This is a genomic window from Pseudomonas sp. yb_9, assembly GCF_043103635.1.
GTDB classification, from domain to species: domain Bacteria; phylum Pseudomonadota; class Gammaproteobacteria; order Pseudomonadales; family Pseudomonadaceae; genus Aquipseudomonas; species Aquipseudomonas monteilii.
The window spans coordinates 1-16,122 of record NZ_JBICKA010000016.1; the positions used below are offsets into that span (position 1 = coordinate 1).

Annotated in this window: 13 protein-coding genes; 3 read left to right on the top strand and 10 right to left on the bottom strand. The window is 61.0% G+C overall.

Going from position 1 to position 16,122, the window contains the following annotated elements:
- Window positions 1-150: 150 nt before the first annotated feature.
- The gene (locus ACF8MI_RS03985; protein ID WP_200929486.1) at window positions 151-1,542 is read left to right on the top strand and encodes an FAD-binding oxidoreductase; all 1,392 of its coding nucleotides are present in this window, start codon (window positions 151-153) and stop codon (window positions 1,540-1,542) included.
- 78 nt (window positions 1,543-1,620) lie between these two features.
- Window positions 1,621-2,115: a RidA family protein gene (locus ACF8MI_RS03990; protein ID WP_060497447.1), complete on the top strand. Its 495-nt coding sequence runs from the start codon at window positions 1,621-1,623 to the stop codon at window positions 2,113-2,115.
- Window positions 2,116-2,168: 53 nt separating this feature from the next.
- Here the strand turns inward: ACF8MI_RS03990 and gltS are convergent, their stop codons facing one another.
- The 7 genes from gltS to arcD (ACF8MI_RS04025) form a co-directional block, all read right to left on the bottom strand.
- A complete protein-coding gene (gene gltS / locus ACF8MI_RS03995) occupies window positions 2,169-3,371 on the bottom strand; it encodes a sodium/glutamate symporter (RefSeq protein ID WP_060497446.1) in 1,203 nt (400 codons plus the stop codon).
- 127 nt (window positions 3,372-3,498) lie between these two features.
- Window positions 3,499-5,007, bottom strand: a complete 1,509-nt coding sequence (locus ACF8MI_RS04000) for a sigma-54-dependent transcriptional regulator (protein WP_016713105.1) — start codon at window positions 5,005-5,007, stop codon at window positions 3,499-3,501.
- An 83-nt stretch (window positions 5,008-5,090) separates the two neighbouring features.
- Window positions 5,091-5,459 (bottom strand): DUF5064 family protein, encoded by a 369-nt coding sequence (locus ACF8MI_RS04005; RefSeq protein WP_060497445.1) that lies wholly within the window; start codon window positions 5,457-5,459, stop codon window positions 5,091-5,093.
- Window positions 5,460-5,515: 56 nt separating this feature from the next.
- Entirely contained in the window at window positions 5,516-6,445 is a 930-nt protein-coding gene (gene arcC, locus ACF8MI_RS04010) for a carbamate kinase (RefSeq protein WP_392517373.1), read from the bottom strand.
- 178 nt (window positions 6,446-6,623) lie between these two features.
- A complete protein-coding gene (locus ACF8MI_RS04015; RefSeq protein ID WP_060497443.1) occupies window positions 6,624-7,634 on the bottom strand; it encodes an ornithine carbamoyltransferase in 1,011 nt (336 codons plus the stop codon).
- A 69-nt stretch (window positions 7,635-7,703) separates the two neighbouring features.
- On the bottom strand, window positions 7,704-8,957 hold the full coding sequence (gene arcA, locus ACF8MI_RS04020; protein ID WP_060497442.1) for an arginine deiminase: 1,254 nt from the start codon (window positions 8,955-8,957) through the stop codon (window positions 7,704-7,706).
- A gap of 33 nt (window positions 8,958-8,990) precedes the next feature.
- Window positions 8,991-10,418 carry an arginine-ornithine antiporter gene (gene arcD / locus ACF8MI_RS04025; RefSeq protein WP_104834043.1) on the bottom strand — a complete coding sequence of 476 codons (1,428 nt, stop codon included), beginning with the start codon at window positions 10,416-10,418 and terminating at the stop codon, window positions 8,991-8,993.
- A 435-nt stretch (window positions 10,419-10,853) separates the two neighbouring features.
- Here arcD (ACF8MI_RS04025) and arcD (ACF8MI_RS04030) point away from each other — a divergent pair, with 435 nt between their 5' ends.
- The gene (gene arcD / locus ACF8MI_RS04030) at window positions 10,854-12,281 is read left to right on the top strand and encodes an arginine-ornithine antiporter (protein ID WP_104834044.1); all 1,428 of its coding nucleotides are present in this window, start codon (window positions 10,854-10,856) and stop codon (window positions 12,279-12,281) included.
- Here arcD (ACF8MI_RS04030) and ACF8MI_RS04035 read toward each other — a convergent pair.
- The 3 genes from ACF8MI_RS04035 to ACF8MI_RS04045 form a co-directional block, all read right to left on the bottom strand.
- A complete protein-coding gene (locus ACF8MI_RS04035) occupies window positions 12,261-12,674 on the bottom strand; it encodes a YbaN family protein (RefSeq protein ID WP_060497440.1) in 414 nt (137 codons plus the stop codon). The two genes, arcD (ACF8MI_RS04030) and ACF8MI_RS04035, sit on opposite strands and share 21 nt — an antisense overlap.
- A gap of 54 nt (window positions 12,675-12,728) precedes the next feature.
- A complete protein-coding gene (locus tag ACF8MI_RS04040) occupies window positions 12,729-13,322 on the bottom strand; it encodes a biliverdin-producing heme oxygenase (protein ID WP_060497439.1) in 594 nt (197 codons plus the stop codon).
- A gap of 156 nt (window positions 13,323-13,478) precedes the next feature.
- On the bottom strand, window positions 13,479-16,055 hold the full coding sequence (locus ACF8MI_RS04045) for a TonB-dependent receptor (protein ID WP_200928768.1): 2,577 nt from the start codon (window positions 16,053-16,055) through the stop codon (window positions 13,479-13,481).
- Window positions 16,056-16,122: the final 67 nt, after the last annotated feature.

The following is a 16,122-nucleotide window of genomic DNA, read 5'->3' on the forward strand; positions in this document are numbered from 1 at the left end:
ACCTTTCATGTGAGCCGTCAGTCTGAAGCAATAACCACAAAGTTGGTTATTCGGCTGTCGGCCCAGCATGTGCCTTGCTGCCAGGGCTCATGCAACCAGCACCGAATATCAGGAAGGGAAAGTGTCATGGGAATGACGAGGCGTAAATTTTTGATTGGCGGCGGCGTCGTGGCTATCGCAGGCGGCGCAGGGGTTCTGACCCCGTTGTTGACCCGGGAAGGCCGATTGATTCCCGGCAAACCGCGGTTCGGTTATGTGGCAGGCACCGAGGGGGCGCTTCCCAAGCAGGCAGACGTAGTGGTTGTTGGCGCTGGTATTCTGGGGCTCATGACCGCAATCAACCTTGTCGAGCGCGGCCTCTCGGTCGTTGTCGTTGAAAAAGGTGAAATTGCCGGCGAACAGTCTTGCAGGTTCTATGGCCAGGTCATGACCTACAAGATGCCTGATGCGACATTCCAGTTGCACCATCTTGCCAAGCAACGTTGGCGAGAGATGAATGCCAAAGTGGGGGCGGACACAAGTTACCGCACACAAGGCCGGGTCGAAGTACCTTTCGATGAAGAAGACCTGGAAGGCGTCAGAAAGTGGATCGATGTCAAAACGCGGGAAGTCGGCGCAGACATTCCCTTCAAGACGCGAATCATTCAAGGCAGTGAACTTGAAGAGCGCCTGCGCGGTGCATCCTCGCGCTGGACGGTTGCAGGCTTCGAGGAAGACTCCGGTAGCCTGGATGCCGAGCGCGCTTCGTTCGTCATGGCCGAGTATGCCAAGAAAGTGGGGGTGCGGATCTACACCCACTGCGCCGCAAGGGGCCTGGAAACCCACGCAGGTGCCATCTCCGACGTGGTGACGGAAAAGGGCGCCATCAGGGCGTCTCGCGTGATCGTGGCGGGCGGTGCATGGTCCCGGTTGTTCATGCAGAACCTGGGCGTCGATGTACCTACCTTGCCCGCCTACCAGTCCCAGCAAATCATCAGCGCGGCGCCCCGTGCACCCGGGGGCAACGTTGCATTGCCGGGGAATATCTACTTCCGCGAGCAGGCTGACGGCACATACGCCACCTCGCCACGCGTCGTGGTTGCCCCGGTGGTCAAAGAGTCGTTCATGTATGGCTATAAGTACCTGCCACTGCTGGCCATCCCCGACTTCCCGGTGCACATCTCACTCAACAAGCAACTGATCGATTCGTTCATTCAGCCAACGCACTGGAAGCTGGACGAGGTTTCGCCGTTCGAGAAAAACCGGCTGATGACCGCAGCGCCGGACCTGCCGGAACTGAATGCCTCACTGGAAAAACTCAAGGTCGAGTTCCCTGCGTTCAGCGATGCGAAGCTGATCGATCAGTGGAGCGGTGCCATGGCTATCGCACCCGACGAAAACCCCATCATTTCGCAGGTCAATGAGTACCCGGGGCTGGTCCTCAACACCGCAACCGGTTGGGGGATGACCGAAAGCCCGGTGTCGTCCGAACTGTCGGCGGACTTGCTGCTTGGAAAGGCGCCGGTGCTGGACCCCAAACCCTTCAGCCTGTATCGGTTCTAAGCCCACCAGGCGCAATGGAATGACCCGTGCGCGCAGCGTCGATACGTGCACATTTTTGGCAATCATCAGGAGAACAGTATGAAAGTGGCTTTAACGACCGCAGCAATGGCCGTGGCACTCGCGGGTGCCGGGAGCGTTCATGCACAAGAAATCGTGCGCCATGGCGCAGGGAGTTTCCCTATCTCGTCGGCTGTAGAGGTGCCTGCCGGGAAGACGGTTGTCTACCTGAGTGGTTCTGTCCCTTCGGTTATTCACCCTGACGCACCCAAGGGTTCGCTGGAAGCCTACGGTGATACCAAGGCACAAACCATCAATGTGCTTGGAAACATCCAGCAGCAGCTGAAAGAACTGGGCCTTGGTCTTGCCGACGTGGTGAAGATGCAGGTATTCCTGGTGGGCGGCCCGGAGAACGGCGGGAAGATGGACTTCGACGGTTTCATGGCCGGTTATACCCAATTCTTCGGGCCAGCCGCCAAGCAGCCAGTCCTTCCTGCACGCTCGGCGTTCCAGATTGCCGGCCTGGCCGACCCTGCCTGGCGTGTCGAGATCGAAGTGACAGCGGTTCGTCCCTGAACCCAGGCATGCGACAGTCCCGGGCTAGCCATGCCCGGGACTGGCCGGTGGGTTTAGCCAGTGATAAATGGCAATGCCAGGTACAGTTTGATCACGATCACGTTGATGATGTCGATGAAGAACGCACCCACCATCGGCACCACCAGGAAGGCGATGTGCGAGGCGCCGTAACGTTGGGTCACCGCTTGCATGTTGGCAATCGCCGTGGGTGTTGCACCCAGGCCGAAGCCACAGTGCCCCGCCGCCAGCACCGCTGCATCGTAGTTGCGGCCCATGACCCGGAATGTCACGAAGATCGCAAACAGTGCCATGACCAATGTCTGTGCAGCCAGCAGTATGAAGAACGGCAAGGCCAGTGCTGCCAGGTCCCACAGTTTGAGTGACATCAAGGCAATTGCCAGGAACAGCGACAGACTGACGTTGCCCAGTACCGAAACTTCCCGTTCGAAGACATGATAAAAACCGAACGCCGAAAGGCCGTTGCGCAACAATACGCCCACGAAGAGTACGCAAACGAATGTTGGCAGTTCGAATGCCGTACCTTTCAACAGGCTGTTAAGTAATGTGCCGGCCAGTAAGCTGACGGCAATAAGTGCCAAGGTTTCGATAAATGAAAACGAAGTAATCAACCGCTCTTTGTTCGGCTGCTCAAAGCCCTTGGGTAACTGCGGTACTTCTTCTTCCACACCCGATGTTTTGACACGCTTGATCAGCAACCGGGCGACCGGGCCACCAATCAAACCGCCCAGCACCAGGCCGAACGTGGCAGAGGCCAGTGCAAGTTCCGAGGCCGAAGCCAACCCAAATTTTTCAGTGAAGGTCGCGCTCCAGGCAGCACCAGTGCCGTGGCCGCCAGACAAGGTGATCGAACCGGCCAGCAGGCCCATCAGTGGGTCGAGCCCCAATGCCGTTGCCAGCCCGATACCCATGGCGTTCTGAACCAGCAGCAGGCCCGTCACCACCAGCAGGAACACGGCAACCACGCGTCCGCCCTTCTTCAGGCTGGCAAAGTCTGCACTCAAACCGATGGTGGCGAAGAATGCCAGCATCAACGGTGCTTGCAACGAGGTATCAAACTGGACCTGTACATCGAAACTGCGCAATGCCAAGAGTGACAGGGCAACGACCAACCCACCTGCAACAGGCTCCGGAATATTGTAAGCGCGCAGGAAGCCAATACGTGCGACCAGACCGCGCCCCAGTAGCAGTACTAAAGAGGCGGCTACAAGTGTCCCGTAAAAATCGAGTTCAAACATCAGGGTACTCTTCGCTCAGGGTGACATGCAAAATTACAATGTCACCATTCTACGGCGAGTACTCCAGTCAATTGCGGCTGAGCGGCTAGGAAAAATCTGAATCAACGGTAAGTTTTGACGACAAGTATCAGGCTTTTCCGGGTATTCCATATTTACGCAGTCGCTGGGCAATAGCGGTATGCGAAGTTTGCAAACGCCCGGCTAACTGCCGCGTCGACGGGTAGCTGGCATACAAGCGCTGCAACAGCTCACGCTCGAAGTCACCCACGGCCTGCTCCAGGCTGGCTACGTCGCCATCCAGCCCACGTGCCACCGAAGTACCGGCGATGTCCAGGTCGCCGATATCCACCAGGTTGCCCTCGCAGATGGCCGCTGCGCGGAAAATCACGTTCTGTAGTTGGCGCACATTGCCCGGCCAAGGGTTGGCCAGCAGTGCCGAGTGGGTGGCGGGGGTCAGCCGGCAAGGTGGGCGCTGAATCTGCGTGCAGGCTTGCTGCATGAAGAAATGCGCCAGCATCAGGATATCCTGGCCCCGGTCGCGCAGTGGCGGTACCTGCAGGTTGAGCACGTTCAAGCGGTAGAACAGGTCTTCGCGGAAGCTGCCGTCGGCAACCATGCGTTCTAGGTCGCGGTGGGTGGCGCTGATGATGCGTACATCCACCTTCACTTCGCGGTCACCGCCCACCCGGCGGAAGCTGCCGTCGCTGAGAAAGCGCAGCAGTTTGGCCTGCAGGTATGGCGACATTTCGCCAATTTCATCGAGGAACACCGTGCCCTGGTTGGCCAGCTCCATCAGCCCGGGCTTGCCACCCCGTTGCGCGCCTGTGAAGGCGCCAGGGGCGTAACCGAACAGCTCGCTCTCGGCGAGGCTCTCGGGCAGCGCGGCACAGTTAAGGGCAAGGAACGGTGCTGCGTGGCGGCTGCTGATGGCATGGCAGGCACGGGCTACCAGTTCTTTGCCGGTGCCGGTTTCGCCATGCACCAGCAATGGCGCATCGAGCGCCGCCACGCGCAGGGCGCGGGCCTTGAGGGTGCGGATGGCCGGTGACTCGCCGAGCAGGGCATCGAAACCTTCGGCGTGGTCGTGGTGCAAGGCTGACAGGCGTTCGCCCATGCGTGAAGGTGGATAGAGCGTCAGCAGGCCGCCGGCATTGGTGATCGGCATGGCGTCCAGCAGCAGGCTCTGGCCGTTCAGCTGCATCTCGCGCATGGGCAGGTGGAAGTTGTTGTCCAGCAGGGCTTGCAGCAGCGCCGGGTCGCCAAACAGTTCGCCCACCGAGCGCCCGGCGGATTCGCGGCCACACAGTTCGATCAGCGCCGGGTTGGCCAGCAGCACCAGCCCGGCGCTGTCCACCGCCAGCACCGGGTCGCTCATGGCGGCCAGCAGGGCATCCAGTTGCAGGTGGCGGCGTTGGCCAGGGAGGATGTCGACCACGTCCACCGATTGCACGCCATGCACCTCGAAGAGCGCGTCGTGCAGTTCTTCAAGCACGGCGGGGCTTAGGGTGGGGGCGTCGATGTAGACGTTCGGCGGGACCATCTCTACGGCGTCCAGGTTGAGGTTGCGGGCACCGAGCAGGGCGAGGACTTCCTGGGTGATGCCGACGCGGTCGATGAAGCTGACGTGGATGCGCATGGGGGAGGGTGAGGTGGTGGCCGGGGAGGGCGGTAGTATGCCTTAACATCGCCGGGGCCGCTGTGCGGCCCCGGTTCTTGAAATCACTCCAGATGTTCAGGCTTGATCGGATCGCCCGATTTCACATCGAGCTTTTCGCGAATGTCGGCGAACATGTGGTCATAGAGCTTGTGCGGCGAACTCAGGGTCTCGAATTTCTTCGGCGGCGCCAGATACGACTGGGCCTTGCGGCTCAGTTGCATGAGGAAGCTGGGCAACACCTGGTCCTTGGCGAGGAAGAACTTTTCTTCCACCGTTTTGCCTTCGATGCTGCCATGCATGTGGAACTGAATGCCTCTGCCTTCCTTGGGATCAGACACTGCCTCGTACTCGATGTTCAGGTCGTAGCTGTGGTCTGCCGCGTTCAGCGCAGTGCGCTCGATGTGTACATGACCGGGGTGGTACTGGGCCATGGCTAACTCCTCTGGAAGGTCGAAAATGGCGGGCGCCAGGCGCCCGCCCACTGCATTCAACGGTAGCTGATCCCCGGCTTCGCGGTGGAGACCCGAGTGCCGGCAGTGCCTTTGACGATGTCCTCGATGTTCTCGAGCGAACTGATCACCGCTACTTTGCCGGTATTGCGGGCGAAGTCACTGGCAGCCTGCACCTTTGGCCCCATGGAGCCGGAAGCGAAGCCAAGCCGTTCGAGTTCGTCAGGGTGTGCCTGGGCGATGGCTTTTTGCGTAGGCTTGCCCCAGTCAATGTACGCCGCATCGACGTCAGTGGCGATTATCAGAAGGTCGGCATCCAGTTGCTCGGCCAGTAAAGCCGAGCACAGGTCCTTGTCGATCACCGCCTCGATGCCCTTGAGCTTGCGGTTTTCATCGTACAGGGTGGGGATGCCACCACCGCCTGCGCAAATCACGATGCTGCTCTTTTCCAGCAGCCACTTGATCGGGCGGATTTCAAAAATGCGCTTGGGTTTGGGGCTGGCCACCACGCGGCGATATTTGTCGCCATCAGCTTTGACCACCCAGCCCTTTTCCTTGGCCAGGCGCTCGGCTTCTTCCTTGCTATAGACCGGGCCGATGAACTTGGTCGGGTCCTTGAAGGCGGGATCGTTGGCGTCCACTTCCACCTGGGTCAGCAGGGTGGCGAACGGCACCTCGAAGGCCAGCAGGTTGCCCAGTTCCTGTTCGATCATGTAGCCGATCATGCCCTCGGTTTCAGCGCCTAGCACGTCCAGCGGGTAGGCCTCGTCGGGCTTGTAGGACAGCGCCTGGAGCGACAGCAGGCCAACCTGCGGGCCGTTGCCGTGGGCAATGACCAATTCGTTACCGGGGTGAATCTTGGCGATCTGTTCGGTGGCGGTACGGATATTGGCACGCTGGTTGTCAGCGGTCATGGGCTCGCCGCGACGCAGCAGGGCGTTGCCGCCCAATGCAACAACGATACGCATGGGGAATGTCCTTTAACGAGAGAAGGGAGTGATGCTCTCAGGCCGTGCCTCTCCCTGTGTAGGAGCGGGTTTACCCGCGAAGGCGTCAGCCCAGAAAAATAGGTTGGTGCTGCCGACGCATTCGCGGGTGAACCCGCTCCTACATGGGAGCGGGGTGGCCGCGCTATCGAGTCAGCCCTTACAGATCAGCCAGGGTCGACACCAGGATCGCCTTGATCGTGTGCATACGGTTTTCCGCCTGCTCGAAGGCGATGCAGGCTGGCGACTCGAACACGTCGTCAGTCACCTCGATGCCGTTGGCCAGGTCCGGGTACTGTTCGGCGATCTGCTTGCCTACCTTGGTCTCGGAGTTGTGGAACGCCGGCAGGCAGTGCATGAACTTGGTCCGTGGGTTGCCGGTGGACTTCATCAGGTCGGCATTCACCTGGTAAGGCTTGAGCTGCTTGATGCGCTCACCCCAGGCTTCGATTGGCTCGCCCATCGATACCCACACGTCGGTGTGCACGAAGTCCACACCCTTGACCGCCGCTTTCGGGTCTTCGGTGAGGGTGATGCGGGCGCCGCTTTCCTCTGCGTATTTCTTGCAACGCTCGACCAGGTCATCATGCGGCCACAGCGCCTTCGGTGCGGCGATGCGTACATCCATGCCAAGCTTGGCACCGATCAGCAGCAGGGAGTTGCCCATGTTGTTGCGGGCATCGCCCAGGTAGGCGTAGCTGATGTCATGCAGCGGCTTGTCGCTGTGCTCACGCATGGTCAGCACGTCGGCGATCATTTGCGTTGGGTGATATTCGTCAGTCAGGCCGTTGAACACCGGCACGCCGGCAAACTTGGCCAGCTCTTCGACGATTTCCTGCTTGAAACCACGGTACTCGATGGCATCGTACATGCGCCCGAGCACGCGGGCGGTGTCTTTCATGCTCTCTTTGTGGCCAATCTGCGAAGAGTTGGGGTCGATGTAGGTGACGTTGGCGCCTTGGTCATAGGCCGCCACTTCGAACGCGCAGCGGGTACGGGTAGAGGTCTTTTCAAAGATCAGGGCGATGTTGTTGCCCTTCAGGTGCTGCTGCTCGGTGCCGGTGTACTTGGCGCGCTTGAGATCGCGGGACAGGTCCAGCAAGTAGCGCAACTCGCGCGTGGTGTGGTGTTCCAGGCTGAGCAGGTTGCGGTTGTGAATGTTGAACGCCATGACTTTTCTCCTTGAGTTTGGTGAACGCACCGGCCGCCGCTTTGTGAGGGCGGCCGGGGGTAATGGGCGTTAGTAATCGATAGGGTCGCGCACGATCGGGCAGGTCATGCAGTGGCCGCCGCCACGGCCCCGGCCCAGTTCGCCGGCGCTGATGGTGATGACCTCGATACCCGCCTTGCGCAACAGGGTATTGGTGTAGGTGTTACGGTCGTAGCCGATGACCACACCCGGCTCGATGGCCACCACGTTGTTGCCGTCATCCCACTGTTCGCGCTCGGCGGCGAAGCTGTTGCCGCCGGTCTCGACCACGCGCAGCTTGACCCCCAGTTGCTCGCCCACCACTTCGATGAACGACTTGTTGATGCGGCGAACGTCCATGCCGTACGGCTTGCCTTCGTCCGGACGGATGATGAACGGCACGATCTCTTTCACCACTTCCGGGAAGACCGTGACCAGGTCGCGGTCGCAGAAGCTGAACACGGTGTCCAGGTGCATGGCGGCGCGGGACTTCGGCAGGCCCGCGACGATCACTTCCTTGACGGCGCCCTTGGCGAACAGGTTCTGTGCCAGCTGGCCGATGGCCTGGCGCGAGGTGCGCTCGCCCATGCCGATGAGCACGATGCCATTGCCGATCGGCATCACATCACCGCCTTCGAGGGTGGCATTGCCGTGGTCTTTGTCAGGGTCGCCGTACCACACCTGGAAGTCGGCGCCGGTGAACTCCTTGTGGAACTTGTAGATGGCAGTGGTCAGCAGGGTTTCCTGGCGTCGCGCCGGCCAGTACATCGGGTTCAGCGTCACGCCACCGTAGATCCAGCAGGTGGTGTCGCGGGTGAACTGGGTGTTGGGCAATGGCGGCAGGATGAAGCTGGAATGGCCCAGGTAGTCGTTGTACATCTTGACCACGTCGGCGCCTTCGCTTTGTGGCAGGTCCTGGCCCGCCACGCCACCGATCAGGAATTCGGCCAGGTGTCGAGGATCAAGGCCTTCGAGCCAGCTGCGCACTTCGTTGGTCAGGCCCACACCCACGGTGTCGGGGGTGATCTTGCGGTCTAGGATCCACTTCAGTGCTTCGGGTTGCTGGACGATGTCGGTCAGCAGGTTGTGCATTTCCAGCACATCTACGCCGCGCTCGCGCATCTTGGTGACGAAGTCGAAATGGTCACGCTTGGCCTGGTCGACCCAGATCACATCGTCGAACAGCAGTTCATCACAGTTGCTCGGCGTCAGGCGCTTGTGCGCCAGGCCCGGAGCGCAAACCATCACTTTGCGCAGTTTGCCGGCTTCGGAGTGGACACCGTACTTCTGTTTTTCAGCGGACATGGTTTCATTCCTCCAATTGAACGAAGACGTGGGTCAAAGGGTCAGGAAGCCGTCGTACAGGCCGAAGGCTGCCACCAGGGCACCGATGACCACGGCTGCGAAGATCAGTTTTTCCACGTTGGTGAAGACAGGTTGGCCTACCTCACGCTTGGCCTTGGCGAACAGGATGGCGCCAGGTGCGTAGAGCAGGGCCGAGAGCAGCAGGTATTTCACGCCGCCGGCGTACAGCAGCCAGATGGCGTACAACAGGGCGATACCGCCGATGATCAGGTCTTTCTTGCGTTCGGCCAGGGCCTGTTCGTAGGTTTCGCTGCGCAGTGCCAGCAAGAAGGCGTAGGCTGCCGACCACAGGTAAGGCACCAGGATCATCGAGGTGGCGAGGTAGATCAGCGACAGGTAGGTGCTGTTGGAGAACAGCGTGATCACCAGGAAGATCTGCACCATGGCGTTGGTCAGCCAGAGGGCGTTGGCCGGCACCTGGTTGGCGTTTTCGCGGCGCAGGAACTCCGGCATGGTGTGGTCCTTGGCGGCGGCGAACATGATTTCTGCGCACAGCAGTACCCACGACAGCAGGGCCCCCAGCAGCGAGATGATCAAGCCGACGCTGATCAGCACCGCACCCCAGTGGCCGACCACATGTTCCAGCACGGCCGCCATCGACGGGTTCTGCAGCTTGGCCAGCTCCGGTTGGGTCATGATGCCCAGCGACAGCACGTTGACCAGCACCAGGAACAGCAACACGGTGATGAAGCCGATGACCGTGGCCTTGCCCACGTCAGAGCGTTTTTCCGCCCGGGACGAGAAGATGCTCGCACCCTCGATGCCGATGAACACCCACACGGTGACCAGCATCATGTTGCGCACCTGGTTCATCACACTGCCAAGCTCTGGTGTGCCTACGGCCCAGATGTCGGCGGTGAAGATGTCGAGCCTGAAGGCGAACAGGCAGATCAGTGCGAACAGCGCCAGCGGCACCACTTTGGCCACGGTGGTGACCAGGTTGATGAATGCCGCTTCCTTGATGCCGCGCAGCACCAGGAAGTGCACGGCCCACAAGAGGATCGACGCGCCAATGATGGCGGCCGGCGTGTTGCCTTCACCGAAGATCGGGAAGAAGTACCCCAAGGTACTGAATAGCAACACGAAGTAGCCGACGTTGCCCAGCCAGGCACTGATCCAGTAGCCCCAGGCCGAGGAAAAGCCCATGTAGTCGCCGAAACCGGCCTTGGCGTAGGCATACACCCCGCCATCCAGGTCAGGCTTGCGGTTGGCCAGGGTCTGGAACACGAAGGCCAGGGTCAGCATGCCGACGGCGGTGATGCCCCAGCCAATCAACACCGCACCAACCCCAGCGCTGGCGGCCATGTTTTGCGGCAGCGAGAAGATCCCGCCGCCAATCATTGAACCGACGACAAGTGCAACTAACGCGCCGAGCTTTAGTTTTCCGGATGAATCAGACATTTAACAACTCCTGCCAGGAGAAAGTTGACATCAGCATAAATCTGACGCCTCTGCCGTAATCTGACTTGTGTCAGTTTAAGGCGACGCGAAGGTAGGGGATTTCCTTCACGGGTGCTCCTGGAGAGTGCCGACAGCTTAAGCTGCAGGCCTTGCGCGCTGGCACCTCCATGTCGTTCTAGAGCAAACGCTCTGTTCAGCCTGCGATGCTTGAAGCTAGCCGCTTTTGCCGCTTTCGCAAATTTTTCACAAGAATTTCGAGTTTTATCAGTTTCTTTTCTAGTTGCCGCGCAGCTGCTAGTTTTTACAGGAGCGGTGCATAGACAAACCAGTTATTAGTGCTATAGCTTCAAGGCCATGCTTCATTATAAGTAACAGCATTTATATGGCCCGCAACGCTGTTTCAAATGCGTGACAGTGCAGGAAAAAGGGAGGCTCATGAGCGAACCGGGACAGAAGCTGCGCCTTGGCGCGCTGATCGCGCTGGTGGTCGGCTCGATGATTGGTGGCGGCATCTTTTCGCTGCCGCAGAACATGGCGGCGCGTGCCGATGTAGGGGCGGTTTTGATCGGCTGGGGCATCACGGCTGTCGGCATGCTGGCGCTGGCCTTCGTGTTCCAGACCCTGGCCAACCGCAAGCCGGAGCTCGATTCGGGGGTGTACGCCTACGCCAAGGCGGGCTTCGGTGAATACATGGGTTTCTCCTCGGCCTGGGGTTACTGGATCAGCGCCTGGCTGGGTAACGTCGGCTACTTCGTACTGCTGTTCAGCACCCTGGGCTTTTACTTCCCGGTGTTTGGCGAAGGCAACACGCCAATCGCCATCGGCTGTGCTTCGCTGCTGCTGTGGGCGGTGCATTTCCTGGTGCTGCGCGGCATCAAGGAAGCCGCGTTCATCAACCAGGTGACCACCGTGGCCAAGGTAGTGCCATTGCTGATGTTCGTGGTGATTGCCGCGTTTGCCTTCCGTGCCGATATCTTCACCCGGGATATCTGGGGCATGAGCAACCCGCAGTTCGGCAGCGTGCTGGAGCAGGTGCGCAACATGATGCTGGTGACCGTGTTCGTGTTCATCGGTATTGAGGGGGCCAGCGTGTATTCCGGGCGAGCCGAGCGCCGTTCGGACGTAGGTAAGGCTACGGTCATCGGTTTTCTCGGGGTGCTGGCGTTGCTGGTGCTGGTCAACGTGTTGTCGCTGGGGGTGATGACCCAGCCGGAACTGGCCGGGCTGCAGAACCCCTCACTGGCCTCGGTGCTGGAGCACATTGTCGGCCCTTGGGGTGCGTTGCTGATCAGCCTTGGGCTGGCGGTCTCTTTGCTCGGTGCCTTGCTGTCCTGGGCGCTGCTGTGCGCCGAGATTCTGTACGCCACGGCGCGGGACAAGACCATGCCGCGCTTTCTGGCCAAGGAAAACGCCAACCATGTGCCGGCCAACGCCCTGTGGCTGACCAACTGCATGATCCAGGGCTTCCTGTTGATCACGCTGTTCTCGGCCGGTACGTACACCAGCCTGATCTACCTGGCGTCTTCGATGATCCTGGTGCCCTACCTGTGGTCGGCGGCTTATGCCGTGCTGCTGGCGGTGCGTGGGGAAACCTACGCCGGGCAACCGGGCCTGCGCCGCAAGGACCTGCTGGTGGCGCTGGTTGCCCTGCTGTATGCCGTTTGGCTGCTGTACGCGGGGGGGCTGAAGTACCTGCTGCTTTCTGCGCTGTTGTACGCACCCGGTGTGATCCTGTTCGCCAGGGCCAAGCATGAGCAGGGGCAGGCCTTGTTCACCACCTGGGAAAAGCTGATTTTCGCTGCCGTGCTTGTGGGCGCTGCATTGGCGGCCTACGCCTTGTATTCAGGGCTGCTGAGCTTGTGACGGGGCAGGGCAGGCATGCTCCGGGCGCGACCAGATCCACAGGTTGCCCAGGGTCATGCCGGCGATGGCCAGGAACACCGGCCAGCGGTGTTCGAAAAAGGTCAGCATCAGGCCAGCACACAGCAGCATGCTGAGGGTCGCGCTTACCTTGGCCCGGCGCTGGATCACCTTGCCATTGCGCCAGTTGTAAAGGATTGGCCCGAACAACCGGTGGTTTTCCAGCCAGGCTGAAAGGCGCGGTGAGCTGCGCGTGGCAGCCCATGCGGCCAGCAGGATGAACTCGGTGGTCGGCAAGCCGGGAATCACGATGGCGACCAGGCCCACGCCCAGGCTCACGTAAGCCAGTATTCCATACAGCAGGCGGGCGAGTTTGGAGCGGGCGGGTCGGGTCATGGTCTCACTGCATAAAACGGTGCGGCCACCGGAAGGGTGGCCGGCTACGGCGTATCAAACCAGCGCGGCATCTGCAGCATAGGCGTGCTTGAGCAGCTCGGTGAAGCGTTCGAAGGCGGCAACGGCGCCGCGTTCGGCAGCGGCTTCCTCTTCGGCCGACAATGCCAGGCCATCGAGGATGCGGGTGAACTGCTTCCAGCCTTCGGCACGGCCACCGGCCGGTTCGCCCAGGTGGCGGGCACCGAAGCTTTCGGACAGTTCCAGGGCCACGGCACGCTTGATCAGAAACGCAGCGCCCAGTTTGGAGCCTTCGGAGACGAAGATCCAGCCCATTGCCTCACCCAGGCTCGGTTTGCCCAGGGCGCCCGGCACGGCTGCCGGTACTTCGGTGTCGAGGTCGGCGAGGTCCAGGCGGGCCTGATCGGCGCGGCAGCGCTCGGCCAGGTCGGGGACGATGGCGATCAGTTGCGGGTCGTTGTACAGGGCCTGCAATTCAGACTGAAACAGGTACTGGGCAACGACGAAGCGGGCAAAGCTTTCGCGGCTGTCGAAGGGTGCGTGGGATTTGACCAGGGCATCCAGCGCGGCGTGCGGGGCGTGGGTGATCTGGTTCAGGCGCTGGGAGCGCAGGGCTGGGCGTTCGGTCATGGGGGCAATCCTTGGAAAAAGGGGCGTCTAGATACAAGACGAAACAGCGGGGGCGGGACAGTAAAAAAACTGGCTTTTTTGAGAGTTGCAGCGCCTGTGAGATCGAGCGCCGCCCGCGCGGCGCTCGATCTCACAGTCGATGCAAAACTAAAAGTCTCAGATATCCCAAACCACATTGATACCGAAGTTGCGCCCTGGCATGGTCAGGCGGTCAATGTTGGCGGGCTGGGTAACAGCCGCTTCACCCTGGCCGTCGTAGCTGCGCACCGAGTCCCACTGCCAGTACTTCTTGTCGGTGAGGTTGTACAGGCCGGCGTTGATGGTGACGTCGTCGGTCACCTTGTAGTAGCCGGTCAGGTCCAGCACGCCGTAGCCCGGTGTACGGAACTTCGAGGTCGAGCCGTCAGGCGAATAGAAGGTGCTGTCGTCGACGCGGGTCTTGCGCTTGACCAGCGTCCAGCTCAGCAGGCCGCCATAGTTCTGCTGCTCGTAACCCAGGCCGAGCACGCCTTTCAGCGGATTGACGCTGTTCAGCGGCTCTCCGGTGTCATCGTTGCGGCCGTAGGTGTAGGCAATCGAGCCCTGGGTATAGAGGCCTTGCGGCGCACCGAAATGGTCGAGGTTCAGGCGGCCCTTGACCTCGGCACCCTTGATGGTGGCGTGCTTGATGTTGTTGGCCTGGAAGGTTTGTTCCAGGTTGGCGCTTTGCACGGCGTCTTCATCGATGAAGTCGCGGTACTTGTTGTAGAACACCGCCACGTCGAAGTTACCGGCAGCGAAGTTGCCACGCAGGCCGGTTTCGTAGCTTTTGCTCTTCTCCGGCTCAAGGTTCGGATTGCCCTCTACACGGTAGCCTTGCTCGATATTTTCGAAGCGACCGTACATGGCCTTGGCGGTCGGGGTGCGGAAGCCTTCGGCATACTGGCCGTACCAGGTGTAGTTGTCGTTGAAGGCGTAGGTCAGGCCGAACTTGGGCGAGACGCGGTGCCACTTGTTGTCCGAGTCGTCCTGGGACGTAGGCGCTGTACCGGTCGATGCCAGGCCACGCAGGAATTCGTCGGTGAACTTGGGCTCCATGCGCGTGTAGTCGTAGCGTGCGCCGGGCATGAAGGTCCAGTTGTTCCAGCGGATTTCGTCCTGCACGAACAGGCTGTAGGTGTTCACGGTCGGGTCCGGGAAGTCGCTGACCAGCGCCTGGCCGTCTGCCGGGCGGTCGGCGCCGATGGCGGTGCAGCCGGAGCCAATGGTCAGGCAGGTGCCGGTGCCGCTGCGCGATCCGGTGACTTTCTCATGCTTGAGTGTGGTGCCGTAGGTCAGCAAGTGGTCGGTGGCACCGATGCTGAAGGCCTTGTCGAGCTGGGCATCGAATACCCACTGGCGGTCCTTGTAGGTGGTGTCGCGGGTACGCAGAACCTGGCGGCCAGGCGGTGCGTAGACTTCCTCGGTGTGCTGGTCGGTCTTGGCGATCTGGTAGTTCAGGCTCCATTTCACATGGTCGGCGACCAGCGAGTCCAGGCCGAATTCGTGATTGATGCCGAAACGCTCGCGGGTGATGGTGTCGTTGCCATTACGCGCCTTGTAGTAGCCCATGCCGCCAAAACCGGGAATGAACGGCCCACCCACTGCGCTGAGGATGTTCTGGTCGCGATCATCCTTGTAGCGCTCGTAGGTCACGCCCAGGCGTGCGTCGTCGGCGTAGTTCCAGCCCAGCTTCGCCAGCACGTTGGTGGTGCGTACGTCCATTGGGTTGGCTTCGGTGCGCGGCAGGCCGTCACCGCTGTGGCTGCCGTGGGTCTCGGTTTCATGGCCATTGCGCTGGCTCAGGTGCAACAGGCCATCGAAGTCGCCCTCGCGGCCGGCGACGGTGGCAGAGGTGAGCCAGCTTTCGTCGGCCGAGCTGTAGCCGGTCTTCAGGCGGGCGCCTACGTCCTTGCCGGGCTTGATGATGTCGTCGGGGTCGAGGGTGAAATAGCTCACCGCGCCGCCGATGGCGTTGCTGCCGTACAGCACCGAGGCCGGGCCACGCAGGATTTCCACGCGCTTGACGATTTCCGGGTCGACGTAGTTGCGTTGGGTCTGGGCGTAGGGGCCGTAGAAGAAGCTGTCCGGGATCGACACGCCGTCGACCTGGGTCAGGATGCGCTCGCCGTCGATACCGCGGATGTTGTAGCCGTTCAGGCCGCTGCGCTGGCCGGTACCGGCCACCGATACGCCCGGCTCGTAGCGCACCAGGTCCTGGATGTTGTTGACGTTCTGGCGGTCCAGTTGCTCGCGGGTCTGCACGCTGACGGTGCTCGGCACCTGGCTGACATCCTGGGCGCTACGGGTGGCGCTGACGGTCACCTGCTGCAGGGCGATCACATTGCCGCTGGCCTGGCGTTCGAGCACCACGTTGCCGTTGCTGATCTTGCGCAAACCCAGCCCGGTACCGTGCAGCAGGCGCTTGAGCGCCGCTTCGGGTGCCAGCGAGCCTTGTACACCCGGCGAAACCACGCCCTCGGCCAGTTCGGCGCTGAAGCCGACTTGCCAGCCGGTGACCTTGCTGAAGGCATTGATGGCCGACACCAGCGGCTGCTGGCTGATACTGAAGCGGTAGTCACCCATGCGCGGGCTGCTGGCCTGGGCCGGTTCTGCGGCCATTGCAGGCAGGCCGCAGGCGCCGCTGGCAAGCAGGGCCAAGGTCAACAGGGACAGGCGGGGAAGGGGGGACGAGCGGGTAGGACCAGTGGACATCGGAAGCGCTCCCAGACGCGCGGACTGTTATAGGTGATGGCTGTTCTCGTTTTCAAACAAGAATCAG